A 26,912-nucleotide genomic window follows, 5' to 3' on the forward strand; every position below is an offset into this window, starting at 1 on the left:
CCGCTGTGGCCACTGATGGTTCCTGACCGGCCAGGCCGGTGTTTGTTCGGGTGTTCCGGCCGTTCAGGCTGGGGATTTTCCCGCTTTTTAGGGTGTTTCCCCAGTCTTAGGCGGGTCGGTGGTCGCCGTGCCGGTCGTTTGTGCGCGCTGCGGTGGGTGGGTGTTCCGGCCGGCGTTGTGGCCGGGCTCTGGTGGTCTCCGGCCTCCGGCCTGGCCTCGGGCGCGACGGTTGCCGGCGTTTCGAAGCCGGCCGGAACACCCACCCACCTCCGCGCCATGACTTGCCCGGCCGTACGGCCCGCCCGCCGTAGTCGCTCCCTTTCCGCCCGGCCCACGACCCTCACCGACGCTGAAGCCACCCTGCTTCCCCGCCCGGGGCGGGCCGCCGTAGCCTTGCGGCCACACTGACAGGGGAGAGCGCAGGGCCGGGCGCCGTAGCCGCTCCCTTTCGGACCGCTCACGGTTCCCGATGCCGCTGAAGCGCCCGGTTGCGGTCGGCCAGAGCCTCAGGGACGGGAGAGGGTGGAGAGACCCCACAGCTCGGCGATGCGGCCGTCCCGTACCCGGAAGAACTCCATCATCGCGGGAGGCTTGTCCGCCGGGGTTCCGTGCAGGGTCGTGCGGACGGCGACCCCGTCTCCGTCAGAGAGCATGTCCTCGACGAGGATCCTGAGGCCGGGAAACGTCGCGTGCATCCCGGCCCAGGCCTTCATGACGCTCTCGATACCGACGGTGCCCAGAGGGTGGCTCACGAAGTCCACCGAGAAGATCGTCTTGGCGGCCGCGACGTCACGGGTGTTGAACGCCTCGTACATGCGGTGCGCGAGAACCTTCGCGTCGTCTGTCATCTGCTTCACTCCTGTTCGGAGGGTATGCGTGCCACATTGGCGCGCAGGCGGCCGAGGACCCGCAGCACGGTCTCCCGCTCCTCGGCGGTGACGCCGTCGAGGAGCCGCACCTGGTAGTCCTGGTGGGCACGCGCCAGCCCGGCGGCGGTCCGTTCGCCTCGGGGGGTCAGCGCGGCCAGGGTGTACCGGTTGTCCTCCGGGTCGATGCGGCGGCTGACCAGTCCCTCGGCCTCGAACTCCTTGATGAGGCGTGTGACGCTCGCCCCGTCGATCGCGAGGGCGTGGCGCAGGTCGCTGTGGCTCGTCTCACCGTTTCGCCACAGCCGCATCAGTGTCTGGAGACGGTGCCCGTTCATTCCCACATGGCGGGAGAACGCCTGCCGCACCTCGGCACAGCCGCCCATCAGGTCCTGGAAGAACCTGTCCTCGGGGGTTTGGAGCCGGTCCACGGCCACCTCCTTGGTCCGATCTTCTATTGAAGGGATCAAGAGTTGATATGTCAAAGGGTTTGGGCGAGGGACGGCGAAGGCGGCTCGGGGCGTGACTACCCTGGAGGGCGTGAGCCGTACTGAGAAGTCCGAGGACCTGTTCGCCCGCGCCCGCGAGATCGTCCCGGGAGGTGTCAACTCCCCGGTCCGGGCCTTCGGCGCCGTCGGCGGGACCCCCCGCTTCATGGTGTCCGGTCAGGGCCCCTACATCACCGACGCGGACGGCAACCGCTACGTGGACCTCGTCTGCTCATGGGGCCCGATGATCCTCGGCCACCGCCACCCGGCCGTGGTGGAGGCCCTGCAGGAGGCGCTGGCGGGCGGCACCTCCTTCGGTACGGCGACGCCCGGTGAGGTCGAGCTCGCCGAGGAGATCGTCGACCGGGTCGCGCCGGTGGAGAAGGTCCGCCTGGTCAGCTCCGGCACCGAGGCCACCATGTCCGCCGTACGGCTGGCCCGCGGCTTCACCGGCCGGTCCAAGGTCGTCAAGTTCGCCGGCTGCTACCACGGCCACGTCGACGCCCTGCTCGCCTCGGCCGGGTCCGGCCTGGTCACCTTCGGTCTGCCCGACACCCCCGGCGTCACCGGCGCATCGGCCGCCGACACCGTCGTGCTGCCCTACAACTCCGTCGAGGCGGTGACCGAGGCGTTCAGCGCCTTCGGCGACGAGATCGCCTGCGTCATCACCGAGGCGTGCCCGGCCAACATGGGCGTCGTCCCGCCCCTCGACGGGTTCAACGCCACGCTCCGCGAGCTGTGCACCGCGCACGGGGCCCTGCTGATCATCGACGAGGTGCTCACCGGGTTCCGCGTCTCGGGGGCCGGCTGGTACGGCCTCGACCCGGTGGACGCCGACCTGATGACCTTCGGCAAGGTCATGGGCGGCGGGCTGCCGGCCGCGGCGTTCGGCGGCCGGGCCGATGTGATGGCCCACCTCGCCCCGGAGGGCCCGGTCTACCAGGCGGGCACGCTGTCCGGTAACCCGCTGGCCTGCGCCGCGGGCCTGGCGACCCTGCGCGGCTGCGACGACGAGGTCTACGACCGGATCGACGCCGCCGCCCTGGTGATCGGCCGAGCCGCCGCCGACGCCCTCGCCGCCGCCGGGGTTCCGCACCGCCTGCAGCGCGCCGGCAACCTGTTCTCGATCTTCTTCACCGAGGATCGGGTCACGGACTTCGCCACGGCCCAGACGCAGAACACCGCCGCCTACCGCGCGTTCTTCCATGCCATGCTCGACCAGGGCGTCTACCTGCCGCCGTCGGCCTACGAGGCGTGGTTCCTGTCGGCCGCCCACGACGACGAGGCCCTGACCCGCGTGGCCGAGGCCCTTCCCCTCGCCGCCAAGGCCGCCGCCCAGGCCGGCTGAGGACCGTTCCTCAGCCGGCCCACGGCGATTCCGTCGAACAGGCGGGCCAGGCCCTTCTACGCGTCCAGGTCGATGTCGATGGGGAAGGGCACCGGGACGGTCAGACGCCCGTGGTGGATGCCGGTGAGCCCGTACGCGCCGGTGGCCGGATCGAGCTCGTAGACGTATTCGACGTGTTCGAAGAAGTCGGGCTCGCCGTTGGGTCCCTCCGCCGGAAGACGATCGAGGTCGTCGGCGGTCCATCCCCAGGGAGGTGGAGAAGGCCAGTACTCCAGGGCGCTGCTCACGTCGGTCACCGTAACATCGTCTCCGTCACCGGGTGTGTTCATTCGGACCATCTCCGTTGCCCTCCCTCCATTCTCTCCCCTTCGCCTCCGATCTCTTCACCTCATGACCGTTACACCGCTCCCCCTCCCGCCGTCCACGTTCCCGCGGCGAATCCGTGGGGGCCTGGCGCTCCACCTTTTCCCGCTCCCCTCGGCGTTCCCACTCCCCGGGTGGAGACCGAGAGCGGAAAAGGAGAGGGAGCCATGACCGATCCGAAGGAAGAGTGACTACGGCGGGCACCATGCGCGGTCCGGAGGAGAGCGGCTACGGCGCCCGGCCCTGCGCTCTCCCCTGCCAGTGTGGCCGCAAGGCTACGGCGACCCGCCCCGGCAACCAGCGATAGGGACGCTTCAGCGTCGGCGAGGGCCGTGGGCGGGCGGAAAGGGAGAAGCTACGGCGGGCGGGCCGTACGACCGAAGCAGTCTTGGCGCGGAGGTGGGTGGGTGTTCCGGCCGGCTTCAAAACGCCAGAAACCGTCGCGCCCGAGGCCAGGCCGAAGGCCGGTCGGAACCAGACGGCAACCACAGCGCCGGCCGGAACACCCACCCACCGCAGCGCGCACAAACGACCACCCCGGCGACCACCGACCCGCCCAAGAAGGAGAAACGCCCCAACGGGAAAAGCCCCGACCCGCGCGACCCCAGGGGAAACACCCGCCGCGGCACGCCGGTGAATCCCCTGCGCATCGTGATTCGCCGGATGGACGTGCGTCGTCCCGGTTGGGTGCCCTACTCTGGGGTGGCGAGGGGAGTACTTCCCAAGAGCCGACCCGGTCAGTACGGACGTTCCACGACGTCCCCGGGCGGTCGCCCGCGCGAAGCGGGTGAAGGAGACCTCGAACGACCAAGCGCGTTCGAGGAGGTCCCATGCCCGTCATGTCCGCTGTACTCTCGATGCCCGCCGTTCATTCGCCACCCGTGGCGTTCCCGGCGGCCACCGTCTTCGAGACATCCACCGCACTCCCGGCCCCTGCCTTCGACGGCTCCGCCGCGCTCCCGGCTCCCGTCTTCGAGGGATCCGCCGCGCCGCAGGCCGCCGCCCTCGGAGCATCCGGCGCGCCGTCCGGCGCCGATCCGCTCTCGGCGGGTCTCCAGACGATCGGTTCCCCGCAGCTGTGGGGGATCAGCGTCGCCGTCCTCGTGTTGCTGCTGGCGCTGGATTTCGTGCTGACCCGGCGCCCGCACGAGGTGCGGATGCGTGAGGCCGTCGCCTGGTCCGTCTTCTACCTGGCGCTGCCGTTGCTCTTCGGGGTCTATCTCTGGATGGCCTTCGGCTCCGCGCAGGCGGTGGAGTTCTTCACCGGCTACGTGGTGGAGAAGTCGCTGTCGGTGGACAACCTGTTCGTGTTCATGCTGTTGCTGGCCGCCTTCGCGGTCCCGACCGCGCTGGCCCAGCGGGTCCTGCTGTACGGCATCATCGGCGCCCTGGTGCTGCGGGCGATCTTCATCGCGCTCGGGGCGGCCGTCCTGCAGAGCGGCACGTGGGCGTTTCTGCTGTTCGGCGCGATCCTGATCTTCACCGCCGTGAAGATCATCCGGGAGGCGCTGAGCGACAAGGAGCAGCACGTCGACGTGTCGTCGATGCGGGCGGTCCGCCTGGTGCGGCGCTTCATGCCGGTCACCGACGACTACCGCGGCTCCCGGCTGGTCGTCCACGAGAACGGCCGCCGTGCCCTCACCCCGCTCGCGCTGGCCATCGTGGCCGTCTTCGCCACCGACATCGTCTTCGCCGTCGACTCGGTGCCGGCGGTGTACGGCGTGACCGAGGACCCCTTCATCGTCTTCGCCACCAACGCCTTCGCCCTGCTGGGCCTGCGCGCTCTCTACTTCGTGCTGCTGGGCGTCCTGGCGAAGCTGCGTCACCTCAACCACGGTCTCGGCGTCATCCTGGCCTTCATCGGGGTCAAGCTGGTCCTGCACTGGGCGCACGGCGTCTGGACGTGGGTGCCGGAGGTGCCCACCCCGCTCTCGCTGGGGGTCATCGTCGTGGTCCTGGCCGTCGTCACCCTCACCAGCGTCCACGCCAACCGCCGCGACGCGCGGCTCTCCTCACCTGATGAACACGAATCTCATTCGTGAACACTCGACCATCAGCGCGCTGACGCCGCCAGGTGAAAGCCAACACGGCAAGCTCACTGAAGGAGACCGGCACCCGGCCCGAACATATGGAGCGGGTCCGCTGTCGTGTCAGCGGACGCTGACGTCGGTGAGCAGGTTCTCGGATTTGTCACCCGTTCGGCGAGCTTGACGCGGCGCTCTCCAGTAACGGTCCATGGAAATCATCGCGATGCCGACCAGCACCACGGCTCCCGAGACCATCCAGGAATGCGGGACATTCACGTCGAGTTTGGGGATCGCCCATGCCGAGACTTCTCCATCGACGACGCCGAAGACGTAAACCGGTATGGCAGCGGCGAGGGGGAGCACCCATGCGAGCCGTCTGCCGAACATCCTTCCCGAGACACAGGCGACACCGAGCCACCAGAGCAAGTTCCGCAACGCCGCCGGAACGGTCTCCACCGCTCCTCCCAACGACAAGCCGACCGTCAGCCCCACCACGGAGGAAGCCGTCAGTACCCCAAGTTGCTCCAGGTCTATACGGCGTACCCGCCGAGCGGCCCCCGCTTCGAATCCCGCCATCGTACTGTGCAAGCTCACCACGATGACGCAGGCGAAGGGGATGGGAAGCAGCACCGCAACCGGTACCGGCGTGCGGAGGTGGTCGAACGCCTGAGGGAAGGACATGTCCAGCCGTCCCCACAGCCCGGCAGCAACGGAGAGCACGAGGAGAGCGCCGAGCATCGGCCTGATCCTCCGAGTTTCCATGAAGGAACGCAAAGCACCGAAACCCTCAACCATTGCATCCGACCCATGTCCGCTTGACTTGCTTTTTAGCCCATGCGCGCTGTTCGGCCATGGGTTTAGCGAGAATCGCGTCCACTTCCTTCGCCACTGCCGGCGGCAGGATGAAGGAGTCGTCCGTGCCGACCTGCCGTACCCCCTTCGCCACCGCCGCATGCCACACCCAGACGCTTCCTCCGATGTCGTACCTCGCCGCCATCGCGGCGTCACTGGTATCCGGGCATTTCCCGGGCGGGAGGAAACCGGAAAGGGCCATGCTGGTGGTGATCGCGTCGACCTCCGGCAGCGCGGTGAAGTAAGGATGCAGCGTTCCGTCCGGCTTCAGGCCACTGTCGTAGTACACCTTCGGAAGGGGTACAGCGCCTCCTGCGGCTTTCGAGACTCGCCGCGCGGCTTCCAGAACGGTGCCAAGGTACACGCTGTTTTCCGGCCATAGGCAGACCATCGGTGCCCCCGCCCCCGGTTCGGCACAGAGTGGCTTCGCCGGAGGGGTACGAGCGACCTGCAGAGAGCCAGACAAAGTGACCCAAGCCAGCAACCCCGCCACGCTCGTCAGCAGCGCCAGAGGTCGCGCCCATGATCTACTCTGAGCCGTCGTCGACCGCAGCAGCACCGCCAGTACGACCACCCCGGCGGCGAAGGCGCATCGTGCCAGGAGTGCCTCGTTGTTGAGCTCCAGCCTGGCTGGGCCGGTGACGGCCGAGAAGTCGAACGGCGCATTCGTCGGAGTCATGAACTGGATCACAAGTACGGCCGCGGCCACCAGCGGCGCGGTGATCCTTGACGGCCAGAGGCGCCCTACCACATGACCGCTCGCCACGCACACGGTGAGCGTCGTGAACACCGACAGCGGGTAGGAGGGCCAGAAGAATCCCGCTCCGGCCGAACCGGACGCCACCAGGATGGCCGCGATCGAGAAGACCACGATGCCGGACCAAGCGTAGATCAGGGTAGCTGTCAGGTGGGCGCTCTCCGTCTGCCAGTGACGGCGGGCAACCACGGTCAGCTGGTCCCGCATGCCGTTCCGCACGTCTCGTTGTGCCGACCAAGCGGCCATCCCGGCCAGAATCGCGGCGGCGAAGTAGGTCGAGGCATTGGCGGCCATCGCACTGGCTTCCGGCCAGACCAGATACCACCCCTGGCCCCAGGCCCACATCAACCCACCCCCCAGCGCAAGAACGAGAAGGAAGGCCCACTTCGCTGGCGAACGACGTAGCTCCACCCAGATCATCCAGCTCACGCCGTCACCGCCGACGATCGGAGCGCCGTGGTGTAATCACGTTCCAACGGCGTATCGCCTCGCCCGTCCGGTGCCGCCCGATCAGTCAACTGCTGCGGCGTACCGGAGAAGACCACAGCGCCGTCACGAATGACGTAGAGAGTCCCGCAGGCCGCAGCGACGTCTTCCACCAGATGGGTACTGAGAACAACCGCCGCCTCTCCTGAGATCTCACGGATGAGGTCACGGAACTCCAGTCGCTGCTCGGGATCCAACCCTACGGTCGGCTCGTCAAGCAGCACCAGTTTCACCTCGCCGACGATGGCCTGGGCGATGCCCGCCCTGCGGAGCATGCCGCCGGAGAGCTCCTTCATCTTCCTGGACCGCATGGCCGCGAGCCCGACCTGGTCGAGTGCTCGAAGCGCGGCCTTGCCCGCCGTTCGTTCCGGCACCATCCTGAGCCATGCGCAGTACCGCACGAACTCATAGACGGAAAACCCCGGATGACAGCCGAAGTCCTGCGGTAGGTAACCGATCGATCGCCGGGCCTCCCGTACGTCCGCATCGGTGCGCAACTCCTGGCCGAAAATTCGGATCTTTCCTTGTCTGGGAGGCGTCACCGTGGCCAGCGTACGCAGCAAGGTCGTCTTACCCGCACCGTTCGGCCCGAGGAGCCCCACCGCACCCCGGGCGGCTCTCATGGAAAGACCCGAGATAATCCGGCGGGAACCGTAACCCTGCGCCAGGCCTTCGACTTCGAATATGAAGTCCACCGACGACCTCCCACAACTCGCTCGAACCTGAGGCGGACCCGCCCATGGCGGGGCCGCCCTTTGACAGCCAGCCTGTCGGCCGCCAATCCCCACCGAGTCCGGCGTCTGTCAGAAAGCTACAGACAACCGGTGAACGATTTCAGCCGGTCCGCTATCGAAGCATGACGTCGATGTGGATGAGGAGGCTGTTGCAGGTGAAGCTCCGACTGCTAGGGCTCGCCAGTCAACCGGTCCAGTAGTCGGCCTGCCAGTCGCAGTCCCATACTCCCTGCCACTGACCGCTTCCCTTGCAGTCGACCTTGCCGTAGGTCTTACCCTCGTACTTAGTGCACGACGGCATGGCCGAAGCAGGTCCTGCGGACAACGCCACGGCGGCGCTCGTGGTGACCAAAAGACCAGCGAGTCCGGCCGCAGCCCGCTTTAAGCGTGCGTGCATACGTCGTATCCTTTCTCTTGGGGGGCGAAGTCGCCCCGCTCGGATGGTCCTGCCGCTCGGAATCCGCTGGTCAACGTGCTCTGAGCGGCAGGGACATTCTTTCGATAGGACGTTGCACCTCTTGTTGCAGAAAGGTTGCGGTCGATCAGCACCGAGGCCGGCGCCGGTGACGCTGCGCACCCGTTCCAACGTTTTTCGTGATCGCTTCCATTTGAGACTCCAGAGACGCTGATTCACGGCGGGGTGGCATCACGCCGGCCGCTCGGAGAAAGCACCCAGCGAACTCCCTGGGAGTCATCGCTCAATACCATCGAGTGCAGCAGCTGTATCTTCGCTCCCGGCTTCACGCCGACTTCGTCGATCAGACGATGCCGCATCACGTGGAAGGCCCGGGTGGCCTCCGCGCGTCGCCCGCTCAGATAGAGGGCGACCATCAGTTGCTCCCACAGATCCTCTCGCAGCGGGTGGGCCTCCACCGCTCGGCTGAGCAGCGTTACCGCATCGCGGTGACGCTGCTGTGCCATCATCGCCTCGGCCAGCGACATAGTCGCTATGCTTTTCAGCTCGGCGAGTCGCGCTCTCTCCGCCTCCAGTTCGTACACTCCGCGTACATTCGCATAGGCGGGGCCGTTCCATAGATCCAGCGCGCTGGAAATTTCCTCTTCGGCATCCTCGGCGAGCCCGCGCATGAGCTTCGTCCGCCCCTCATGGAGCTTGCTCTCGAAGAGACAGTGATCGACCTCGGCGGCATCGAGGGACAAGGAGTAGCCGCCGCCGCGAGTCGCTAGACCGATACCCTCGAAACGTCTGCGTAAATTCATAATCTGACGTCTCACCAGGCTGTCAGCGGTAGCAGGTGGATCATCCCAGCACGCTTCCACCAGGCAGCGCGTCATCACCACCTGCCCTCAACGGGCGAGGAGCAAACCTAACACGACGCGGGCTTTCAAAGGCGCGACCGGAAGCCACTCCCTTCCCCGGAGGACTTCCATTGTTCCCAGAACGCGCAGCCTGATCGAACCACCCACGAAGCCTCCACAAACCACGTCGGCATCGATCCCACCCCGTCACGACTCCCACCGTGCCATATCGCAAACTGTCGGGCGAATATGACCGGAAGCAGATCCTTTACGGCCCTGTCCGGCAAGCGGCTTCGTCACAGATTCGATGTGACGGAAGGCCCTTGTGTGCAATGGCGAGCCGTGCGTGATCCCGACAAGCTTGTAAATATAATATTTTCCGGGTTACCGTCACTGGTCACGGAGAACATTTCGGACGAGAGTGAGCGGATACGGACACGGGCACGACCTCCGGATGGGCCGCCCGTCCGGGCCGCGGCGGCGAGACGGTGCGTGTACACGTTCATTACGAGCGAAGCGTTGCGGATGTCCCACTCGATGCACGTCGCGTGCCGATGGTGCGGGTTCGCCGTTCGGTAGCCCGACGCGTGGCTGCCGCCAGACCTTCCAGCAACGGCTTCCCGGGGCCCTGGGACGCTATCAGCAGCGCACATCCCGCTTCGCTTCCGATCACGATGTTCATGGGCCGGCCGGACGCGCCAGCCGGCGAGTCATGTTCGCGCTGGCCATGCAGTTGACCCGGTATACCGCGCCGCGCATCCTGCTGCGCTTGGCTCTGCCTCAGCCGCGGATGCCCTGTGTGGCGAGGCGGACGACCTTCGTCCTGTGCCGACGCCACCGCCACGCCACGGCGCTGATCGCCTCCGGGACCCGCGAACGCCTCGGCTGCATCGTCGAGCGCGCAGCCGCCCCGGTGTCAGTCGCAGACGTCGGCGAGGCGGTCGAGGACCTGGAGCGGGTCGGGCAGCGGGCGGCCGTCCGGGGAGCGCAGCCAGGAGACCGTCTGGCCGTTCGGGAGGGTGGAGGGCGGGGCGAGGACGTAGCTGTCGCGGCAGTGCCAGCGCAGTCCGGGCATCTCGTCGATCGTCGAGGGGCCGTAGTCGAGCGGGCAGGACCACCACTCGTCCTCGTCCTCGGCGACGTTGCGGGTGGCCACGAAGAAAAGGACCCGGTCGCCGCAGACGGCGACCGGGCCCGGGATGAATCCGCTGGACTCCATGGCGGTGAGGGCCGCGAGGCCCCCGGCGGCGGGTACGTCGAAGACGTCGAAGACACGCCCCGTGGGCAGGATCACGTTCGCCTCGGGCTCGTGCCGCCACCAGTGGGACAGCTGGGCCGGGTCGGTGGTCGCCTGGATCTGCCAGGCACGGGAGAGCGGGTGGGCGCCCGGGTCGGGGCAGCCGACGCGGTCACAGGAGCACGCGCGGGGGCCGGTGGGCATCGGCTGGGCCCCGGGACAGCTCGCCCAGCCCAGGGAGGCGTATTCCAGCACCGAACTGATCGTCTGCTTCGGATGGGCACGTCGTTTGCCGCGACGAGTCCGTGGTACCCCCACCATTGTGTCCTCCGTCTCCGCCATACTCGCACCCCCCGGATGAGGACATATCCGCATTCTGGTGAGCAAGAGAAGTCAGACAGCCAGGGTCTACACCACCTGGGACACATCCGCACCGGTTCTCGCACTCTAACGCACGCGCCCCACGACGAAGCGACAAACTCCCAGTTCTCACCGTGTGCCGCTGGTCTCACCCGGCGTCACACGGCGTTCCCACCGGTTCCGCCGACGCCCGCGTGCGCTCCCGCCGGCCTCGCCGGACGGGTGTCACCGGAGCTTGCGCGCCACTTCCGTCGCCCAGTAGGTGAGGATCGTGTCGGCCCCGGCCCGGCGGATCGCGGTCAGCGACTCCATGATGACGCGGTCGCGGTCGATCCAGCCGTTCGCCGCGGCGGCCTCGACCATGGCGTACTCGCCGCTGACCTGGTAGGCCGCCACCGGAACGTCCACCGTGTCGCGCACCTGGCGCAGGATGTCGAGGTAGGCGAGCGCGGGCTTGACCATCACGGCGTCGGCGCCCTCGGCGAGGTCGAGCCGCACCTCGCGCAGCGCCTCGCCGATCGGCCCGGCCGCGTCCTGCTGGTAGGCGCTGCGGTCGCCGAACTGCGGCGCGCACTCGGCCGCGTCGCGGAACGGCCCGTAGAAGGCCGAGGCGTACTTCACCGAGTAGGCCATGATCGGGACCTGCTGGAAGCCCTCGGCGTCGAGGGCCGCGCGGATCGCGGCGACCTGGCCGTCCATCATGCCGCTGGGCGCGATGAACTGCGATCCGGCGCGGGCCTGGGCCACCGCCGCGGCGGCGTAGCGCTCCAGGGTGGCGTCGTTGTCGACTTCGCCGTCGGGGGTCAGGATGCCGCAATGGCCGTGGTCGGTGAACTCGTCCAGGCAGGTGTCGGTCATCACGACCATCGTGTCGCCGACCTCGGAGACCAGGTCGGCGACGGCCTGCTGGACGATCCCGTCGGGGTCGTCGGCCGCCGAACCCCGGGCGTCCTTCACCGCGGGGATGCCGAAGAGGATGAGACCGCCGACGCCCGCCTCGGCCGCCTCGTGGGCGGCCTTGCGCAGCGAGTCGCGGGTGTGCTGGAACACCCCCGGCATCGAGGCGATCGGGCTCGGCCGATCGATGCCCTCCTTGACGAACAGCGGCAACACGAGCTCCGCCGGGTGCAGCCTGGTCCCCGCGACCATCCGCCGCATCGCCGGGGTACGGCGGAGCCGGCGGGGACGCGCGACCGGGAACTGGGCGGTCATGGGTCCTCCCTCTCCCCGGCCACAAGGATCGAGGAGCCGGGGGACACGTATGGTTTCAGCCCGCTGGAAACGCGAAAGCCGCCGCGGACGCCCCGGATCTGCGGGCGGCGTTCGCGGCACGGTTCCCAGTCTATTTGGCGCGGCGCCGGGCTCCCCTCCGGGTCTGGGAGGGCCTGCGGGGGACGTCTCCGGCCCCGACGGCGGCCTGCCGCTGCTTGGCGCCGTACTCGGCCAGCGCGGCCGCCAGGGCCGACGTGGAGGGCCTGTCGGCCATGACGTCGACGCGCAGGCCGAACTCCTCGGCCGTCTTGGCGGTCTGCGGGCCGATCACCGCGATGACCGTGACGTTGTGCGGCTTGCCCGCGATGCCCACCAGGTTGCGCACGGTGCTCGACGAGGTGAACAGCACCGCGTCGAACCCGCCGCCCTTGATGGCCTCCCGGATCGGCGCGGGCGGCGGCGCCGCGCGGACGGTCCGGTAGGCGGTCACGTCGTCGCACTCCCAGCCGAGCTCGGTGAGCCCGGCCACCAGCGTCTCGGTGGCGATGTCGGCGCGGGGCAGCAGGACCCGGTTGATCGGGTCGAGCATGGAGTCGTACGGCGGCCACTCGGCGAGCAGGCCCTCCGAGGACTGCTCCCCGGACGGCACCAGGTCGGGCTTGACGCCGAACGCCACGAGCGCCCTGGCGGTGGCCTCACCCACCGCCGCGACCTTGAGTCCGGCGAACGCGCGGGCGTCCAGGCCGTACTCCTCGAACTTCTCGCGGACCGCCTTGACCGCGTTGGAGCTGGTGAACGCCACCCACTCGTAGCGGCCGGTGACCAGGCCCTTGATCGCCCGGTCCATCTGCTGCGGGGTGCGCGGCGGCTCGACGGAGATCGTGGGGACCTCCTCGGGCACGGCGCCGTAGGAGTGGAGCTGCTCGACCAGGGCGGCCGACTGCTCCTTGGTGCGCGGCACCAGCACCCGCCAGCCGAACAGCGGCTTGGTCTCGAACCACGACAGCCGGTCGCGCATGCCGACGGCCTCGCCGACCACGATCAGGGCGGGTTCGGTCACCCCGGCGTGCTTCAGGTCGGGGCCGATCCGGCCGAGGGTGCTCACCACAGTGTACTGCTCGGTGGTGGTGCCCGCGCCGCTGACGGCGACCGGGGTGGAGTCGGGGCGGCCGGCCGCGATGAGCGCCTTGGCGATCGGGACGGCCTCGGTGACGCCGTTGTAGATCACCAGGGTGCCGGCGCCGGCCGCGTGGGCGGACCAGTCCTCGACCTGGGTGGCGTCCACGACCCGGAACTCCGGTACCGACACCGCCGCGGGGATGCCCGCGTAGGTCAGCACCGCCGTGGCCGGGGGCACGCCCGGCACGATCTCGAAGTCCACCTCCGCCTTCGCGCAGGCCGTGACCTCGTCGGTGATCGAGGAGAAGAACATCGGGTCGCCGGCGCACAGGCGCACGACGCGGCGGCCGTCCTTGGCCGCCGTGACGGCCCGCAGCGAGACGGCGCCCTCTTCGGCGGCGTCCACGACCTCGGCCTCCGGACGGCAGTGACGCAGCAGCGCGCCGTAGGCCTCCCGGTCGAGCACGACGAGGTCGGCCTTCGAGAGCAGGTCGGCGCCGCGGAGCGTGAGCAGGCCCTCGTCACCGGGACCGGCGCCCACGAAGGCGACGAAGCCCGCGGGGCTCTCGAAGGCGGTACTTCCGGAGCTCAATGTGCTTGCTCCCCTATCAACGTGCCGGCCCCTTCGGCGATCATCTCGGAGGCGAGGTCGCGACCGAGGTTCGCGGACGCCGAAGGGTCTCCGGCGGTGGACTTGCGCACCGCGCGGCTGCCGTCCACGGCGACGACAGCGGCGGTAAGAATGAGTTGTTCCCCCTGGTGAGCGGAGTACGCCCCGACCGGCGCGGCGCATCCCGCCTCCAGGGCGGCGAGCACGGCCCGCTCGGCGGTCACCGCGGCCCGGGTCGCGGCGTCGTCGAGCACGCCGAGGAACTCGATGAGGTCGGCCCGGTCGGACCGGCACTCCACGGCCAGCGCGCCCTGCCCGGGCGCGGGGAGCATCTCCTCGACCTCGAAGATCTGGGAGATCTCCGACTCGCGGCCCAGCCGGCCGAGCCCGGCGGCGGCCAGTACGACGCCGTGCAGCTCGCCGGAGGTCACCTTGCCGATCCGGGTCTCGGCGTTTCCCCTGATGGGGACGTATTCCAGGTCGGGGCGAAGCAGCCGCAGCTGGGCGATCCTGCGGGGGGAGCCGGTGCCGATCTTCGCGCCGGGCGGGAGGTCGGCGAGCTTCGCCGTGCCGACCAGCGCGTCCCTGGGGTCGTCGCGCGGCGGGATGGCGGCGATGGTCACCCGCGGGTCCTGCGTGGTGGGCAGGTCCTTGAGCGAGTGGACCGCGAAGTCGATCTCGCCATCGATCAGCTTGTCGCGCAGCGCGCTGACGAAGACGCCCGTCCCGCCGAGCTGGGTGAGGTTGGCCCTGGACACGTCGCCGAAGGTGGTGACGCCGACGAGCTCGACGGGCCGGCCGGTCAGCGCGGTGAGCCGGTCGGCGACCAGGCCGGACTGGGTCGTCGCCATGAGGCTACGGCGCGTCCCCATCCTGAGCGGGGAGGAAACGTCGCTCACCTGCCCACCTCCTTCTCGACCTCTGCGCATCTCACTGCGGCGGGGACCTTCGGGTCCAGGTTGAACAGCTCGCGCAGCGCCTCGGCATAATGATCTCCCGCCGGGGACTGCGCGAGCTGCTTGACACGCACGGTGGGCTCGTGGAGCAGCTTGTCGACCACGCGCCTGATCGTCTGGGTGACCTCGTCCCTGGCCCGCCCGTCGAGCTCCGGGAGCCTGGAGACGAGCCGTCCGAGCTCCGCCTCCACCACGTCGGCGGCCTTGCTGCGCAGCGCGACCACGGTCGGGGTGACCCGCGAGGCCCGCTCGGCCGACAGGTAGGCCGCGACCTCCTCGGCGACGATCTCCCGCACCGCGACGATCGCCTCGGCGCGCCCGCCGTCGTCGGTGTCGGCGTCGGCGGTGCCGTCCTGCATCGACTCCAGGTCGACGAGGGTGACGCCGGGAAGGTCCCGCACCGCGGGATCGACGTCCCGCGGCAGCGCGAGGTCCAGCAGGAACATCTCCCTGGCCGGGACCATGTCGGCGGTGATGACCAGGTCGGTGGCGCCGGTGCACGAGATCACCAGGTCGGCGCGGGCCAGCTCGGCCGCCAGCTCGCCGAACTCGGCGGCCCGGCCGCCGACCGCCTGTGCCAGCCGTACGGCGCGCTCGTGGGTGCGGTTGACCACCACGATGTCGGTGACGCCCGCCCGCTGCAGGGTCGCGGCCGACAGGGAGCTCATCGAGCCGGCTCCGACGACCAGCGCCGTGCGGTCCCCGATCGGGCCGAGCACCCGTCCGGCCAGGGTGAGGCCCACGCCCACGAGGGACGCGCCCGCCCGGTCGATGCCGGTCTCGGCGTGGGACCGCTTGCCCACCCGGAGCGCCTGCTGGACGAGCTCGTTGAGCGTCGCGCCGAGCGTGCCCTCCTCCTGGGCGAGCCGCAGGGCCGAGCGGACCTGCCCGAGGATCTGCCCCTCGCCCAGGACCATCGAGTCGAGTCCGGCGGCGACCGAGAACAGGTGCTCGACGGCACGGTCCTCGTAGTGCACGTACAGGTGGGCCGAGAGCTGGTCGAGCGGGACGCCGGAGTGGACGCCGAGCAGCTCCGACAGCCCGTTGACCGCGGTGTGGAACCGGTCGACGACGGCGTAGACCTCGACCCGGTTGCAGGTGGAGACCACCATCGCCTCGGCCACGGCGGGGTCGCGCTGGACGTCGTGAAGCAGCTTCACCAGCGCGTCACCGGTGACCGACACCCGTTCGAGCAGTGCCACGGGAGCCGTGCGGTGGCTCAGACCGACGACGAGAACACTCACCGGGTCTCGACCTCCCTCACCGGCCTGCGCCGGCCGGCCGCGGTGTCCGCGCCTGCCCGGGCGATGCCGTACCTCCGGGGCCTTCCTGGTCCGCCGTTCACAAGTCCACCGCCTCGGGCCACTCCTCGGCCATCGCGGGTCCCCCACTCATCCGATCCGTCTTGCGCTGCTCGTGGAACGCGAGGATCTGAAGTTCAATTGATAGATCGACTTTACGGATATCGACGCCCTCGGGCACCGTGAGCACGACGGGGGCGAAGTTCAGGATGCTGGTGACCCCGGCGGCGATGACCCTGTCGGCCACCTGCTGGGCGGCCGCCGCCGGCGTCGCGAGCACCACGATCGACACTCCCCGCCGCCTGATGACGGCCTCCAGATCGTCGATGTGCTCCACATTCAATCCCGCGATGTGGTCGCCCACCACTTCGGGGTCGGCGTCGAAGAGGGCGGCGACCCGGAAGCCGCGGGAAACGAACCCGCCGTAGTTGGCGAGCGCACGACCGAGGTTACCCACTCCGACGATGGCCACGGCCCAGTCCTGGGTGAGACCCAGCTCACGGGATATCTGGTAGATGAGGTACTCGACGTCGTATCCGACCCCGCGGGTGCCGTAGGAGCCCAGGTGCGACAGGTCCTTGCGGAGCTTGGCGGAGTTCACCCCGGCCGCCGACGCGAGATCCTCGGAGCTCACCGTGGCCAGGCCCCTCTCGGACATGCCGTTGAGGGCTCGCAGGTAGAGCGGCAGCCTGGCGACGGTCGCCTCGGGTATGCCGCGTTCGCGAGCGTGGGACGGACGGCGGATCACGTGCCGGAGCTCCAGGGGGACAGGCGACCGGCGCGGCCGGAACGCGGCGGATGACGAGGTGAGGCCACTGTCTTTCAGGTTAGTCCCTTTGTGAAGCGATGCACAAAGTGAAACTTCACGCATCCGCGCTCGTGCGGCCCTGATGTCATCGATGCCCAGGAACGCCCCGTGGCGTCCTTGCACGTCCTACGGTGTCCGGAGTCCGGCGGGCATTCCGGGCTCTTCTCCGGGACGGCGCCTCCCGATGTCCCGGGCGTTCCTCCGGGACGGCGCCTCCGGGCGCGCGGCGGGGCACGGTCCTTCAGGCCACGGGTCTTGACACCGAACCCGGCGCCTCCGGGCGCGCGGCGGGGCACGCCGATCGCGGCACCGCCGTACGGCTCGGCTACGGTGGCTGCCATGGCACCGCAGGACCACCGCATCACCCTGCTCGGCAAGCCCGGCTGTCACCTGTGCGACGACGCCCGGGCGGTGATCGAGCGGGTCGCCACGGAGCTGGGCGTCCCCTGGGAGGAGCGCGACATCACCGCCTCCGCCGAGGACCAGGAGAAGTACTGGGAGATGATCCCGGTCACACTGGTCGACGGCGTGCAGCACGACTTCTGGCGTGTCGACGAGGCCAGGCTGCGCGCCGCGCTGGCCTCCTGAGGGACGGCCGGCCCGCCGGGGCTAGAAGGACGTCGGCAGCGGGAGCACCTTGGCGGCGTTCACCCTGAGGTCGATCACGTTGGTGGCGAGCACCATGTTCTGGCGCTCGCTGACGAACCGCTCGACGTGCGGCTGGCGCTGGTGCTCGGTGTAGGCGACCTCGTCGCGGTAGATCTCGTAGACGATGCGCTGGAGCGGGGCCGACTTCACGGCGTGACAGGCGTAGATCAGCGTGTCGGGCTCCGCGCCGCGGACGGCCTCGACCGTCTCCTCGGCCAGCCGGTCGAACATCTCGCCGGTGCCGTCGATCAGGGTGAAGACGGTCAGCAGCCCGAAGATGTTCGGCGAGGGGCGCCCGGCCCCGCCCGGCCGCCCGGCCGCCGCCCCGGGGTACATCGCGCCGGTCTCCGGCGGCTCGGGTGTCCGGCCGCGGCCGCCCGGGGCCCCCGGAACGCCCGGGGACGGCTCGGCGGAGCGCCCGTGCCGGGACTGCGGGGCGCCGAACGCCTGGTCCGCCGACATGGGCTGCAGCGGCGAGTCGGGGGCGGCGAACTCACCGGTGCTGGGGCCGCCGGAGTGCCTGCCGTACTCGTTCAGCGGCACGTTGTACTCGCCGGTGGAGGCGACCCGGTCGTCGGCCGGGCCGGCCTGCCGGTCGTGCCCGTTCGCGGCGGGCGGCATGCCGTACTCGCCCGCCATGAACATGCCGGTGGCCGGGCCGCCGAACGGGTCGTCCCCTGCGGGCCGGGGCGGCGTGGACCGGTGCCCGCGGCCCGCGGCCTGCGGCTCCGGCTCGCCCGCACGGTACTCGGCGACGAGGTCGCCGAGGCCGGAGCGGCGCGGGGACTCCTCGGCGAGGGCGCGCCGCCCCGCGACCTGGACGTCCGCGGGGGGCTGCCCGAAGGCCGCGCGGCGGCCCGCCGGCTCGCGCCCACCGGCGGCGCCGCCCGCCGGGGCCTCGTCGTACCCGTCCTCGTCCTCGTCGTCCTCGTACGGCGCGAGCGGGCGGAGCAGGCTGTACCAGACCGCGGCCGCGCTGACGCAGAGCAGCAGCGCGGTGAACATCCCCGGTACGGCGAAGCTCATCGCCCCCACGAGGGCCAGGCCGGTCGGGCCCAGCACCAGGAGGGCGTGCATGTTGTCGGCGTCGTACTCGTCGCCGCCCCTCCACCGCTTCACCGTCAGCGCGACGCCCGCCACCAGGACGAGCGCGGCCACGACGTGGACGGCCAGCAGGACGTAGGTCGGCGGCAGGCCCCAGTGGACGCTCCCGACCGGGAGGGACTTGCCGAAGCTCTTCTCCTCCTCGACCCGGTCGACCGCCAGGATCACCGCGCCGACGATCGTGAACCCGGCGCCCACGAGCCAGGAGGCGAACCTGATGCCGGCCCCGCGCACCAGCAGTTGGACGACCCCGACGGCCAGCCACAGCGGGGCCAGCAGGGAGCCGGTCAGCTGGTAGACGCGGAACGTGCCCGCCCCGAATCCCAGCAGGTGACCTGCGCCGATCACTCCGAGTGACACGCACAGCGCCGCCGTCGTGAGGCTCCAGGCGACCGCCCATCCCGTGGGCTCGCTGCGGAACCGGCCGACGAGGGCGGCGGTGGCGACGGCCGCGAGGAGCGATCCGGCGAATGCGATGACAGCGACGAGGACTTCCATGGTGTCCCCATGCTGCCGGACATCGGCCCCCTACGGGTAGCCGGGCGGCCGAACGGCCCGGTACGGCGGCCGGACCGGCCCCGAGGCCGCGACACCGGACGATTACCGTAAGTCATGAATTGGCGTTTGGATTGTGGAATCACCCGTTTGATTCCTAGAGTGAGCGGGCACGCCGCACCCTCTCCCCCACAGGGATACCGGATGCCAGACACGTGGCCGCTCGCCGGGCACCTCCCCACCGCCGTCGGGACGGCCCCCGCCCGCGGCGACGAGCCCGCCGCGCGCGCGGACGCCGTGGAGGAGCTCCGCGAGCTCGTCCTGCGGGCCAAGACCGGGGACACGGACGCGTTCGGCGCGCTCTACGACCGCTACCTCGACCTGGTGTACCGCTACGTCTACTTCCGGGTCGGCTCCCATCCGCTGGCCGAGGACCTCACCAGCGAGACCTTCCTCCGAGCGCTGCGCCGGATCGCCGACTTCACCTGGCAGGGCCGTGACTTCGGGGCCTGGCTCGTGACCATCGCCAGGAACCTGATCGCCGACCACTTCAAGTCCGGCAGGTACCGGCTGGAGGTCTCGACCGCCGAGGTGATCGACACCCCGCTCGACGGCCCCCACATCCCGGAGAACGCCGTCGTCACCGCCATGGTCAGCGACCGGGTGCTCAGCGCGGTCCGCGATCTGGGACCCGAGCAGCAGGAGTGCGTGGTCCTGCGGTTCCTGCACGGCATGTCGCTGGCGGAGACCGCGCTGATCATGGGGAAGAAGAGCGGCGCCATCAAGGCGCTGCAGTTCCGCGCGATCCGGGCGCTCGCCCGCGCGCTGCCGTCGGACCTCGGCTGAACCGCGTGTGGCGGCGCGAGGCCCGGCGGAGCCCCGCGAGGCCCCCGTGAGGGCGCCCGAAGCCCGGTACGCGCGGCGCGTAACCCGCCGCGCCGGGCCGTCGTTAGGCAGGTGACACGATGCGTCACGGATCTGGGGCGGCAGGGAGCGTTCATGGGTGAGTGGCCGCCGGGCATCTCGCGCGGGTCCCGGGCACGCGCCCGGAGCCACGTCACGAGGCTCGGCACCCGGATGGGCGGGGCGCCCCGGCCGGAGTTCCGCGCGGGGCTGCGCGAGCGCCTGACGAACGCCGCCCGGGAGGACCTCGCCGGGGCCGACGAGCCCGCGGAACCGGCCGTCCCGGCGCGCCGTGCCCGGCACCGGCGGCGCGGGCGGCGGGGCGTCCGGGTGCGGTGCCCGCGCCCGGGCCCGCTCTACCGGCTGGTGAGCGCGGTGCTGGTGGCGGTGATGCTGGTGGCGGGCCTGGCCACCTACCGGTCGATGCCCGGGGAGACGCTCTACCCGCTCAAGCGGGCCGCCGAGAGCACGCTGTTCCACCTGAGCGCCGACGAGGCCGAGCGGGCCGACCGCTCCTTCGGCTACGCCGAGACCCGCGCCCACGAGGTCGAGGAGCTCCTCGGCTCCTCCCGGCGGGAGAAGCGCCTGATCCGGCAGACCCTCAAGGACATGGAGGACACCACCCGCTCGGCGGTCTCCTCCCTCACCCGGGTGCGCCGCCGCGACGTCCGCGACTCCCGCCAGCTCAAGCGCTTCGTCCAGAAGCAGCGGAACCAGATCGAGGGCATGCTCCCCAAGCTGGACGTCGAGGATCAGCGCCGGGCCAACGGCTATCTTCACTACATCATCCAGCTGGCTCCCTCGGGCTGACGAGCCGTCGGGGGCCCCGTTCAGGGCCGCCGCGCGGGCCGGTCGCCGGGCCGCCGGAGGGCCGCCCGCCCGCCGTACGTCGCCTCACGGCCACGCGTTGTATACCGGTTTAACCCGCCTGCTCCGGTTAAGCTGAGGGCTATGAGGCGGCTACTGCGAGACCGGGGTGGGGCGGGGACGGCCGGAGAGGTGGCAGCCGGGGAGGTGGCGGCCGCCGCGGCGGTCGCGCTGCCGATGGTCGAGCCCGACCCGACCGCCGCCGCCTTCTTCGATGTGGACAACACGATGATGCGCGGCGCGTCCATTTACTACTTCGCCCGCGGCTTGGCCTCGCGCGGCCTGTTCACCACCCGCGACCTGCTGAGGTTCGCGTTCGGCCAGACGGTCTTCCGGGTCCGCGGCGGTGAGAACCCCGAGCACATCGCCGAGGCCAGGGAGGCCGCGCTGGCGTTCGTGGCGGGCCACAAGGTCGAGGACATCGTCCAGCTGGGCGAGGAGATCTACGACGAGGTGATGGCCGACCGCATCTGGGCCGGCACCCGCGCCCTGGCCCAGAGCCACCTCGACGCCGGCCAGCGGGTCTGGCTGGTCACCGCGACCCCGGTGGAACTCGCCCGGGTGATCGCCCAGCGCCTCGGCCTGACCGGCGCCCTCGGCACCGTGGCGGAGACCAGCGACGGCGTCTACACCGGCCGCCTGGTCGGCGACCTGCTCCACGGCCCCGCCAAGGCGGAGGCCGTGCGCGCGCTGGCCCGCCGGGAGGGCCTCGACCTGAGCCGCTGCTCGGCCTACAGCGACTCGGCCAACGACCTGCCGCTGCTGTCCATCGTCGGCAACGCCACCGCGATCAACCCCGACGCCGAGCTGCGCGACCACGCCCGGCAGAACCAGTGGGCGATCAAGGACTTCCGCACCGGCCGCAAGGCCACCATGATCGGCCTGCCCATCGCCGCGGGCGTGGGGGCGCTGGCCGGGGGCGTGGCGGCCGCCGTCGCGCTGCGCCGCCTCCACCGCGCCCGCTGACCTCCGTACGGCCGCGGCCCGCCCCGCCGGACGGCTCGCCGGGAAGGCCGGGTCAGAAGAACGGCGGGAAGGCGTGGCCCCGCCGCAGCCGCAGCTCGTTGAGCTGCTGCTGGATGATCTCGCGGATCTGGTCGGTGAGGTGGAAGACCACCATGGGGTCGTCGGCGTCGGCGGGGTCGAACTCGTCGGTCCTGACCGGCTCGCCGAACCCGATCACCCACTTGGACGGCAGCGGCACCGCGCCGAGCGGCCCCAGCCAGGGGAACAGCGGGGTGACGGGGAGGTACGGCAGGCCGAGCGCCCTGGCCAGCAGGCGCAGGTCACCGATCTTGGGGTAGATCTCCTCCGCCCCCACGATGGCGCAGGGCACGATCGGCGTCTGGGCGCGGATCGCCGAGGCGACGAACCCGCCGCGGCCGAACCGCTGTAGCCGGTACCGCTCGGAGAACGGCTTGCCGACGCCCTTGAACCCCTCGGGGAAGACCCCGACCAGCTCGCCCTTGCGCAGCAGGCGGTCGGCGTCCTCCCGGCAGGCCAGGGTGTGACCGGACTTGCGGGCCAGGTGGCCGAGCAGCGGGAGCCGGTAGACCAGGTCGGCGCCGAGGAGCCGGAGCGCGCGGCGCGCGGGGTGGTGGTCGTGCAGGGCCACCTGGAGCATGAGCCCGTCCAGCGGGATGGTGCCCGAGTGGTTGGCCACGACGAGGGCGCCGGAGTCGGCCGGCACGTGCTCCATGCCGGTGGTCTCGACGCGGAACCAGTCGCGGTACAGCGGGCGGACCAGCTCCAGCAGCACCTTGTCGGTGAGCTCGGGGTCGAAGCCGAACTCGTCGACCTCGTACTCGCCCGTGACACGGCGGCGCAGGAGGGCCAGCAGTTCGGCGACACGCCGGTCGACGTCGCTCATCGGGCCACCGCCCGGGTCAGCAGGTCCATCAGGGCCGCGGGCAGGCCGCCGGCGATGTCACGGGCCCGGAGGAAGTCGTCGAAGGCGGTGGCGGTCGAGAACGCCGGCCGCCGGCCGAGGGCCGCGGCCAGCGCGGTGGTGTCGACGACCCGGCCGTGGCGCATCAGGCGGAGCTGCTCGGGGGAGAAGTCGACCAGGCCGGCGCCGCGGGCGAGCTCGCCCATGAGCTGGAAGGCCGAGGAGGGCACCGGGACCGTGACCAGCCCGGCCCGGCGGGCGCACTGCGACAGCAGGAGCACGCCGTCCCCGGCCACGTTGAACGTGCCGGGGTGGTCCTCGGTGGCCGTCCGCCTGAGCACCTCGACCGCGTCGTCCTCGTGGACGAACTGCAGCCGGGGGTCGAAGCCGAGCGCCGTCGGCAGGACGGGCTGGGTGAAGTAACGGGTCAGCGGCGAGTCGACGCCGGGCCCCATGAAGTTGGCGAACCTGAGGGTGGTGACGGTCACGTCACGGCGCCGCCGGGTGAACCCGCGGACGTAACCCTCGACCTCGCAGGCGTCCTTGGCGTAGCCGTGCGCCGGCGGCTCGGCCGGTTCGGCGTCCTCGGTGAAGACCGCCGGGTCACGCGGGGAGGAGCCGTAGACGGCCGTGGTCGAGCGCACGACGAGACGGCGGACCGTGGCGGACCGCTGGCAGGCACCGAGCAGCTGCATGGTGCCTATGACGTTCTGCTCTTTCATGAGCGCCCGGCCGCCGCTCCGGGGGGGAGCGCTCACCAGACTCATGTGGACCACCGTGTCGACGTCGGCGGCCGAGATCACCTTGGCGATGTCGGGGCCGCGCGGGTCCACGCGGACGAACTCCGTCCGGCCGAGGGGGACGCCGCCATCACTTGACAGCGAGGGCGGCGGCGCCGTGTCCACTCCGATGACCCGGCCGATCTCCGGGTCGGCCGCGAGAACGCTCGCCACCCGGGCGCCGATGTGGCGCGAGACCCCGGTGACGAGCACGGTGTGGGTCATCGACGCCTCGCAGATCCGCTTCGCTACTTCTTGTTACGCCGCTGGATGCGGGTCTTCTTGAGAAGCTTGCGGTGCTTCTTCTTCGCCATGCGCTTACGGCGCTTCTTGATCACAGAGCCCACGGGACCCCCAGGTAGCTGGTAGCCGAGATTGTCAAACCGGTGCGCGAAACAACACACCGGCTCAACAGACTACCGGCGATCCACGGTAGATCGGCCCTGGGGGATGCCCGGGGGATGTTTTGGGAACTCACGGCGCCGCCGCGCGCGCCGCTACCTCTTCCTGCTCCGTCGTCACCGGCCGGATCCGGGGACCGGCGGCCGGCCGGTCGCCCCTTCCGTACGGCCTGCGGCCGGTGCCCCCCGACCTGCGCCGGGGGGCTCACCGCCTCAACCCGCCTCGATGTAGGCGTCCCTCAGATAGTCGTGAACCGCCTGCTCCGGCACCCGGAAGGATCGGCCGACCCTGATGGCCGGCAGCTCGCCCGAATGCACGAGTCGGTAAACGGTCATCTTGGACACCCTCATGACTGTGGCCACCTCGGCCACGGTCAGGAACTTCACCTCACTGAGAGGTCTTTCGCCTGCAGCCATCGGACGCCTCTTCCGCACGTGTTTCCGGGTTATCCCCACTGGTGCCATTGCTCACGCACGTGTACTGCCGTCAGCGTAAGTCGGGACTCGGAGTGCGCAAACCCCCTACTTTGTCAGCCTCTGCAGTCCCGCGTCAGCGAAATGGAGAAACTCGCTGGCCAGCAGCCGGACCGTGCCCCTCGCCTAGATCTTGGAACGGACCAACTGTCTCCTATTAGAGTCGCCCACAATCTCCAAAAAGTTGACAAACGGTCGTCGAGGCAGGCGGAATGCAGGCGCGAAAAGCCGGTATAGGGATGCCCGCAACGACGTCCCCCGCGCCTCACAGTGCCCGCACGACCCTCTCGACCAGATACTTCGTAAGCGGATCGTAATGCCTCGGTAGCACATTGTCATCGAGCGGCACGGTGACAGCGATCTTGCCTTCCGCCTCACCGACGAAGAGGGCGGGATCGTTGCTGTCGGCGAACCCGACCGTGAGGAGACCCGCCTCGCCGGCCGCGCCGGCCCAGCCGTGGTCGGCGATCACCAGGTCCGGCCGGCCGTCACCGGGTCCCGCGGGCTCCGCGAGCCGGCCGAGCATGGCCTGCATCGGGGCCGGGTCGTGGGTGTGCACGAAGGCGCCCCGGTCGTCCAGCATGGCCACGTCGTCCATGTACCGGATCCTGCGCTTGCGGCCGTACCCGGAGCCCCAGTAGGACCAGCCCTCGGCCGGGCTCATCATGACCGCGCCGTGCCTCCGCAGCAGCCGGGCCAGGGCGAGATGGACGGTGAGCAGGCCCGTGGGATGGCCCGTGGCCATCAGGACCCGCGGGGCCCCGCGGCGCAGCACCCCGGCGATCGTGTCGCCCATCGCCTCCACCGCGGCGATCGTCAGGTCCGGGTCGATGGTGTCCTGGCCCTCCCGGTGTCCCGGGTCGGCCACCACCCCGGCGGATCGGGCCATCAGCTCCAGAACGTCCCGGTAGGACCAGCGGCCCCGCAGGGTCAGCCCGAACAAGTGGTAGGGGTCACGGTTGGCCAGCGACCGGTAGTGGTCGAGGTTGTTCTCCCGGCTGGTCGCCACGTCGCCGGCGATCCGGGTGCGGACGAGGTGGTCGCGGAGGGCCGCGCGGTCCGGCGGAGACGCGGAGGGACCCGGCGGGGCCGCGGAAGGGCCGGATGGGGCCGTGGAAGGGCCCGGCGAGGTCACGGGAGGGCCCGGCGGGGCCGCGGAGGGATCCGGCCGGCTCACGGGAGAGCCCGGTGAGGCAGCGGGCGGGCCCGGCCGGCTCACGGGAGGGGGTCCAGTCCATGGAGGGGGAAGACGGCCTTCCTGGTCGCCATGACGGCCCGGTCGATCGGGTCCGCCGGATCGTATCCGGCGGAGAAGTCGGCGAACTCCGGTTTCCTGCCGTCGGTCAGCGTCAGCGGCGCCGTCTGGCCCGTCCGCTCCTTGGTCATCCGGCGCCACTCCGGCGGGGTCGCGGTGGCCGGGTCGAGCGGGCGGCCCGCGACCTCGGATATCAGGTGGGTCCATGCCCGGGGCACGACCTGCACCAGCTCGTATCCCCCGCCCCCGGTGACGACCCAGCGCCCGCCCGCGGTCTCGTGTGCCAGCTCGTGCAGCGCGGCGTAGGCGGTGCGCTGGCCGTCCAGGCTGAGCATCAGGTGGGCCAGCGGGTCCAGCGCGTGGCTGTCGCAGCCGTGCTGGGTGACCAGGATCTCGGGGGCGAACTCCCGCAGCAGCGGCGGCACCACCGCGTGGAAGGCCCGCAGCCAGCCGCCGTCGCCGCATCCGGCCGGCAGCGCCACGTTGACCGCGGTGCCCTCCGCGCCGGTCTCCCCGGGAAGCCCGTGCCGGGGAAGAGGGTCTGCGGGCTCTCGTGCAGGCTGACGGTCAGGACCCTGGGGTCGTCGTAGAACGCCGCCTGGACGCCGTCGCCGTGGTGGACGTCCACGTCGACGTAGGCGACCCGCGTCGCGCCCTGCGCGAGCAGCCAGGCGATCGCCACCGCCGGGTCGTTGTACACGCAGAACCCGCTCGCGGCGGAGGGCATCGCGTGGTGCAGGCCCCCCGCCACGTTCACCGCGTGCTCGGCCTCGCCGGTCCAGACCGCGCGGGCGGCGGCCAGGCTGGCGCCGGTGATCAGCGCGGACGCCTCGTGCACCCCGGTGAAGGCCGGGTTGTCCTCGGTGCCGAGCCCGTGGAGCAGATCGGGCCGCCCGGTCGCGGACACCCGCCTGACGGCCTCGATGTAGTCGCGCGTGTGGACCAGTGCCAGCTCGTCGTCGGTGGCGGGCGCGCAGCCGGTCATCTCCACCGCGTCCAGCACGCCCAGCTCCCGCGCCAGGGCCATGGTCAGCTCGACCCGGACGGGCGCGAGCGGGTGACCCGGCCCGAAGTCGTATGAGGTGAGGGCGTCGTCCCAGACGACCCGCACGGAACGGCTCACGGGTCCTCCTTCGCCGGCCTGGTGCGCGGGCCGCCGCGTTCCCCGGCCCGCCCCCCGCTCTCGCTCACGGGCTGCTCGCACACGGGCTCTCCCCCGCCGGGCGCGACGACGCCGCGCCCTCCCGGGGTCCCCCGCTCCGGCCGACGCTACCGCACCCGGGCGCAGGGGCCGGAGCGGGGGCTCCGGAGGAGCGA

The 26,912-nt window shown here is 70.7% G+C and carries 24 protein-coding genes and 2 pseudogenes; 6 read left to right on the forward strand and 20 right to left on the reverse strand.

Features of this window, described 5'->3' with window-relative positions:
• Positions 1-506 precede the first annotated feature (506 nt).
• Together HDA43_RS13680 and HDA43_RS13685 are read right to left on the reverse strand one after the other, a co-directional pair.
• A complete protein-coding gene (locus HDA43_RS13680) occupies positions 507-848 on the reverse strand; it encodes an ester cyclase (RefSeq protein WP_179820530.1) in 342 nt (113 codons plus the stop codon).
• A gap of 5 nt (positions 849-853) precedes the next feature.
• On the reverse strand, positions 854-1,297 hold the full coding sequence (locus HDA43_RS13685; RefSeq protein WP_218911716.1) for a MarR family winged helix-turn-helix transcriptional regulator: 444 nt from the start codon (positions 1,295-1,297) through the stop codon (positions 854-856).
• A 109-nt stretch (positions 1,298-1,406) separates the two neighbouring features.
• Between HDA43_RS13685 and hemL the strand changes: the two genes are divergently transcribed.
• Complete coding sequence (gene hemL / locus HDA43_RS13690) at positions 1,407-2,702, forward strand: glutamate-1-semialdehyde 2,1-aminomutase (protein WP_179820533.1); 1,296 nt, start codon at positions 1,407-1,409, stop codon at positions 2,700-2,702.
• A 56-nt stretch (positions 2,703-2,758) separates the two neighbouring features.
• Here the strand turns inward: hemL and HDA43_RS36860 are convergent, their stop codons facing one another.
• The gene (locus tag HDA43_RS36860; RefSeq protein ID WP_179820536.1) at positions 2,759-2,998 is read right to left on the reverse strand and encodes a hypothetical protein; all 240 of its coding nucleotides are present in this window, start codon (positions 2,996-2,998) and stop codon (positions 2,759-2,761) included.
• Between the two features lie 906 nt (positions 2,999-3,904).
• Between HDA43_RS36860 and HDA43_RS13700 the strand changes: the two genes are divergently transcribed.
• Positions 3,905-5,107, forward strand: coding sequence for a TerC/Alx family metal homeostasis membrane protein (locus tag HDA43_RS13700; protein ID WP_246423978.1), 1,203 nt, complete (start codon positions 3,905-3,907; stop codon positions 5,105-5,107).
• A gap of 108 nt (positions 5,108-5,215) precedes the next feature.
• On the opposite strand, the gene HDA43_RS13705 is transcribed toward HDA43_RS13700, so the two are convergent.
• The 10 genes from HDA43_RS13705 to HDA43_RS13750 form a co-directional block, all read right to left on the reverse strand.
• Positions 5,216-5,830 carry a hypothetical protein gene (locus tag HDA43_RS13705; protein ID WP_179820538.1) on the reverse strand — a complete coding sequence of 205 codons (615 nt, stop codon included), beginning with the start codon at positions 5,828-5,830 and terminating at the stop codon, positions 5,216-5,218.
• A gap of 49 nt (positions 5,831-5,879) precedes the next feature.
• A complete protein-coding gene (locus HDA43_RS13710; RefSeq protein ID WP_446697291.1) occupies positions 5,880-7,121 on the reverse strand; it encodes a DUF7224 domain-containing protein in 1,242 nt (413 codons plus the stop codon).
• A 5-nt stretch (positions 7,122-7,126) separates the two neighbouring features.
• Positions 7,127-7,882 (reverse strand): ATP-binding cassette domain-containing protein, encoded by a 756-nt coding sequence (locus tag HDA43_RS13715; protein ID WP_218911718.1) that lies wholly within the window; start codon positions 7,880-7,882, stop codon positions 7,127-7,129.
• A 669-nt stretch (positions 7,883-8,551) separates the two neighbouring features.
• The gene (locus HDA43_RS13720) at positions 8,552-9,214 is read right to left on the reverse strand and encodes an AfsR/SARP family transcriptional regulator (RefSeq protein WP_246424339.1); all 663 of its coding nucleotides are present in this window, start codon (positions 9,212-9,214) and stop codon (positions 8,552-8,554) included.
• Positions 9,215-10,094: 880 nt separating this feature from the next.
• Positions 10,095-10,736: a bifunctional DNA primase/polymerase gene (locus HDA43_RS13725; protein ID WP_179820546.1), complete on the reverse strand. Its 642-nt coding sequence runs from the start codon at positions 10,734-10,736 to the stop codon at positions 10,095-10,097.
• 264 nt (positions 10,737-11,000) lie between these two features.
• On the reverse strand, positions 11,001-11,987 hold the full coding sequence (gene hemB, locus HDA43_RS13730; RefSeq protein ID WP_179820549.1) for a porphobilinogen synthase: 987 nt from the start codon (positions 11,985-11,987) through the stop codon (positions 11,001-11,003).
• 130 nt (positions 11,988-12,117) lie between these two features.
• Positions 12,118-13,698, reverse strand: a complete 1,581-nt coding sequence (locus HDA43_RS13735) for a bifunctional uroporphyrinogen-III C-methyltransferase/uroporphyrinogen-III synthase (protein WP_179820552.1) — start codon at positions 13,696-13,698, stop codon at positions 12,118-12,120.
• On the reverse strand, positions 13,695-14,645 hold the full coding sequence (gene hemC, locus HDA43_RS13740) for a hydroxymethylbilane synthase (RefSeq protein ID WP_179820554.1): 951 nt from the start codon (positions 14,643-14,645) through the stop codon (positions 13,695-13,697). The genes HDA43_RS13735 and hemC overlap by 4 nt, the downstream gene beginning before the upstream one ends.
• On the reverse strand, positions 14,612-15,916 hold the full coding sequence (locus HDA43_RS13745; RefSeq protein WP_179820557.1) for a glutamyl-tRNA reductase: 1,305 nt from the start codon (positions 15,914-15,916) through the stop codon (positions 14,612-14,614). Before HDA43_RS13745 ends, hemC begins: the two co-directional genes overlap by 34 nt.
• A 97-nt stretch (positions 15,917-16,013) precedes the next feature.
• On the reverse strand, positions 16,014-16,721 hold the full coding sequence (locus tag HDA43_RS13750) for a redox-sensing transcriptional repressor Rex (RefSeq protein ID WP_179820559.1): 708 nt from the start codon (positions 16,719-16,721) through the stop codon (positions 16,014-16,016).
• Positions 16,722-17,120: 399 nt separating this feature from the next.
• Here HDA43_RS13750 and HDA43_RS13755 point away from each other — a divergent pair, with 399 nt between their 5' ends.
• Positions 17,121-17,369, forward strand: coding sequence for a glutaredoxin family protein (locus tag HDA43_RS13755; protein WP_179820562.1), 249 nt, complete (start codon positions 17,121-17,123; stop codon positions 17,367-17,369).
• Between the two features lie 21 nt (positions 17,370-17,390).
• Here HDA43_RS13755 and HDA43_RS13760 read toward each other — a convergent pair whose 3' ends face one another.
• Positions 17,391-19,031, reverse strand: coding sequence for a putative quinol monooxygenase (locus tag HDA43_RS13760; RefSeq protein WP_179820565.1), 1,641 nt, complete (start codon positions 19,029-19,031; stop codon positions 17,391-17,393).
• A gap of 201 nt (positions 19,032-19,232) precedes the next feature.
• Here HDA43_RS13760 and HDA43_RS13765 point away from each other — a divergent pair, with 201 nt between their 5' ends.
• The 3 genes from HDA43_RS13765 (at position 19,233) to HDA43_RS13775 (ending at position 21,764) form a co-directional block, all read left to right on the forward strand.
• Complete coding sequence (locus tag HDA43_RS13765; RefSeq protein ID WP_179820568.1) at positions 19,233-19,874, forward strand: sigma-70 family RNA polymerase sigma factor; 642 nt, start codon at positions 19,233-19,235, stop codon at positions 19,872-19,874.
• A 153-nt stretch (positions 19,875-20,027) separates the two neighbouring features.
• The gene (locus tag HDA43_RS13770; protein WP_179820571.1) at positions 20,028-20,741 is read left to right on the forward strand and encodes a DUF5667 domain-containing protein; all 714 of its coding nucleotides are present in this window, start codon (positions 20,028-20,030) and stop codon (positions 20,739-20,741) included.
• Between the two features lie 141 nt (positions 20,742-20,882).
• Positions 20,883-21,764, forward strand: coding sequence for an HAD family hydrolase (locus tag HDA43_RS13775; protein ID WP_179820574.1), 882 nt, complete (start codon positions 20,883-20,885; stop codon positions 21,762-21,764).
• A gap of 52 nt (positions 21,765-21,816) precedes the next feature.
• On the opposite strand, the gene HDA43_RS13780 is transcribed toward HDA43_RS13775, so the two are convergent.
• From HDA43_RS13780 to HDA43_RS13805, 6 genes and pseudogenes are all read right to left on the reverse strand, one after another.
• Positions 21,817-22,668, reverse strand: a complete 852-nt coding sequence (locus HDA43_RS13780; protein ID WP_179820576.1) for a lysophospholipid acyltransferase family protein — start codon at positions 22,666-22,668, stop codon at positions 21,817-21,819.
• Positions 22,665-23,690: an NAD-dependent epimerase/dehydratase family protein gene (locus HDA43_RS13785; protein ID WP_179820578.1), complete on the reverse strand. Its 1,026-nt coding sequence runs from the start codon at positions 23,688-23,690 to the stop codon at positions 22,665-22,667. Before HDA43_RS13785 ends, HDA43_RS13780 begins: the two co-directional genes overlap by 4 nt.
• A 23-nt stretch (positions 23,691-23,713) precedes the next feature.
• The gene (locus HDA43_RS13790) at positions 23,714-23,812 is read right to left on the reverse strand and encodes a 30S ribosomal protein bS22 (protein WP_018654693.1); all 99 of its coding nucleotides are present in this window, start codon (positions 23,810-23,812) and stop codon (positions 23,714-23,716) included.
• Between the two features lie 267 nt (positions 23,813-24,079).
• A complete protein-coding gene (locus HDA43_RS13795; protein WP_179820581.1) occupies positions 24,080-24,283 on the reverse strand; it encodes a helix-turn-helix domain-containing protein in 204 nt (67 codons plus the stop codon).
• Positions 24,284-24,605: 322 nt separating this feature from the next.
• Positions 24,606-25,409: pseudogene (locus HDA43_RS13800) on the reverse strand (phosphatase); the annotation flags it as partial.
• A gap of 146 nt (positions 25,410-25,555) precedes the next feature.
• Positions 25,556-26,718, reverse strand: a pseudogene (locus HDA43_RS13805) (acetoin utilization protein AcuC).
• Between the last annotated feature and the right edge of the window lie 194 nt (positions 26,719-26,912).

The organism is Streptosporangium sandarakinum (genome assembly GCF_013409935.1).
Taxonomy (GTDB): Bacteria; Actinomycetota; Actinomycetes; order Streptosporangiales; family Streptosporangiaceae; genus Streptosporangium; species Streptosporangium nondiastaticum.

Excerpts from the sequence above, each read along its gene's own strand:
- HDA43_RS13700 (WP_246423978.1), top strand. The coding sequence starts at position 3,905 with ATGTCCGCTGTACTCTCGATGCCCGCCGTTCATTCGCCACCCGTGGCG.
- HDA43_RS13720 (WP_246424339.1), bottom strand. The coding sequence starts at position 9,214 with ATGACGCGCTGCCTGGTGGAAGCGTGCTGGGATGATCCACCTGCTACC.
- hemC (WP_179820554.1), bottom strand. The coding sequence starts at position 14,645 with ATGCGCAGAGGTCGAGAAGGAGGTGGGCAGGTGAGCGACGTTTCCTCC.
- HDA43_RS13785 (WP_179820578.1), bottom strand. The coding sequence starts at position 23,690 with ATGACCCACACCGTGCTCGTCACCGGGGTCTCGCGCCACATCGGCGCC.
- HDA43_RS13775 (WP_179820574.1), top strand. The coding sequence starts at position 20,883 with ATGAGGCGGCTACTGCGAGACCGGGGTGGGGCGGGGACGGCCGGAGAG.
- HDA43_RS13760 (WP_179820565.1), bottom strand. The coding sequence starts at position 19,031 with ATGGAAGTCCTCGTCGCTGTCATCGCATTCGCCGGATCGCTCCTCGCG.
- HDA43_RS13780 (WP_179820576.1), bottom strand. The coding sequence starts at position 22,668 with ATGAGCGACGTCGACCGGCGTGTCGCCGAACTGCTGGCCCTCCTGCGC.
- HDA43_RS13680 (WP_179820530.1), bottom strand. The coding sequence starts at position 848 with ATGACAGACGACGCGAAGGTTCTCGCGCACCGCATGTACGAGGCGTTC.
- HDA43_RS13755 (WP_179820562.1), top strand. The coding sequence starts at position 17,121 with ATGGCACCGCAGGACCACCGCATCACCCTGCTCGGCAAGCCCGGCTGT.
- HDA43_RS13795 (WP_179820581.1), bottom strand. The coding sequence starts at position 24,283 with ATGGCTGCAGGCGAAAGACCTCTCAGTGAGGTGAAGTTCCTGACCGTG.
- HDA43_RS13710 (WP_446697291.1), bottom strand. The coding sequence starts at position 7,121 with ATGATCTGGGTGGAGCTACGTCGTTCGCCAGCGAAGTGGGCCTTCCTT.
- HDA43_RS13770 (WP_179820571.1), top strand. The coding sequence starts at position 20,028 with ATGGGTGAGTGGCCGCCGGGCATCTCGCGCGGGTCCCGGGCACGCGCC.
- hemB (WP_179820549.1), bottom strand. The coding sequence starts at position 11,987 with ATGACCGCCCAGTTCCCGGTCGCGCGTCCCCGCCGGCTCCGCCGTACC.
- HDA43_RS13765 (WP_179820568.1), top strand. The coding sequence starts at position 19,233 with ATGCCAGACACGTGGCCGCTCGCCGGGCACCTCCCCACCGCCGTCGGG.
- HDA43_RS13725 (WP_179820546.1), bottom strand. The coding sequence starts at position 10,736 with ATGGTGGGGGTACCACGGACTCGTCGCGGCAAACGACGTGCCCATCCG.
- HDA43_RS13705 (WP_179820538.1), bottom strand. The coding sequence starts at position 5,830 with ATGCTCGGCGCTCTCCTCGTGCTCTCCGTTGCTGCCGGGCTGTGGGGA.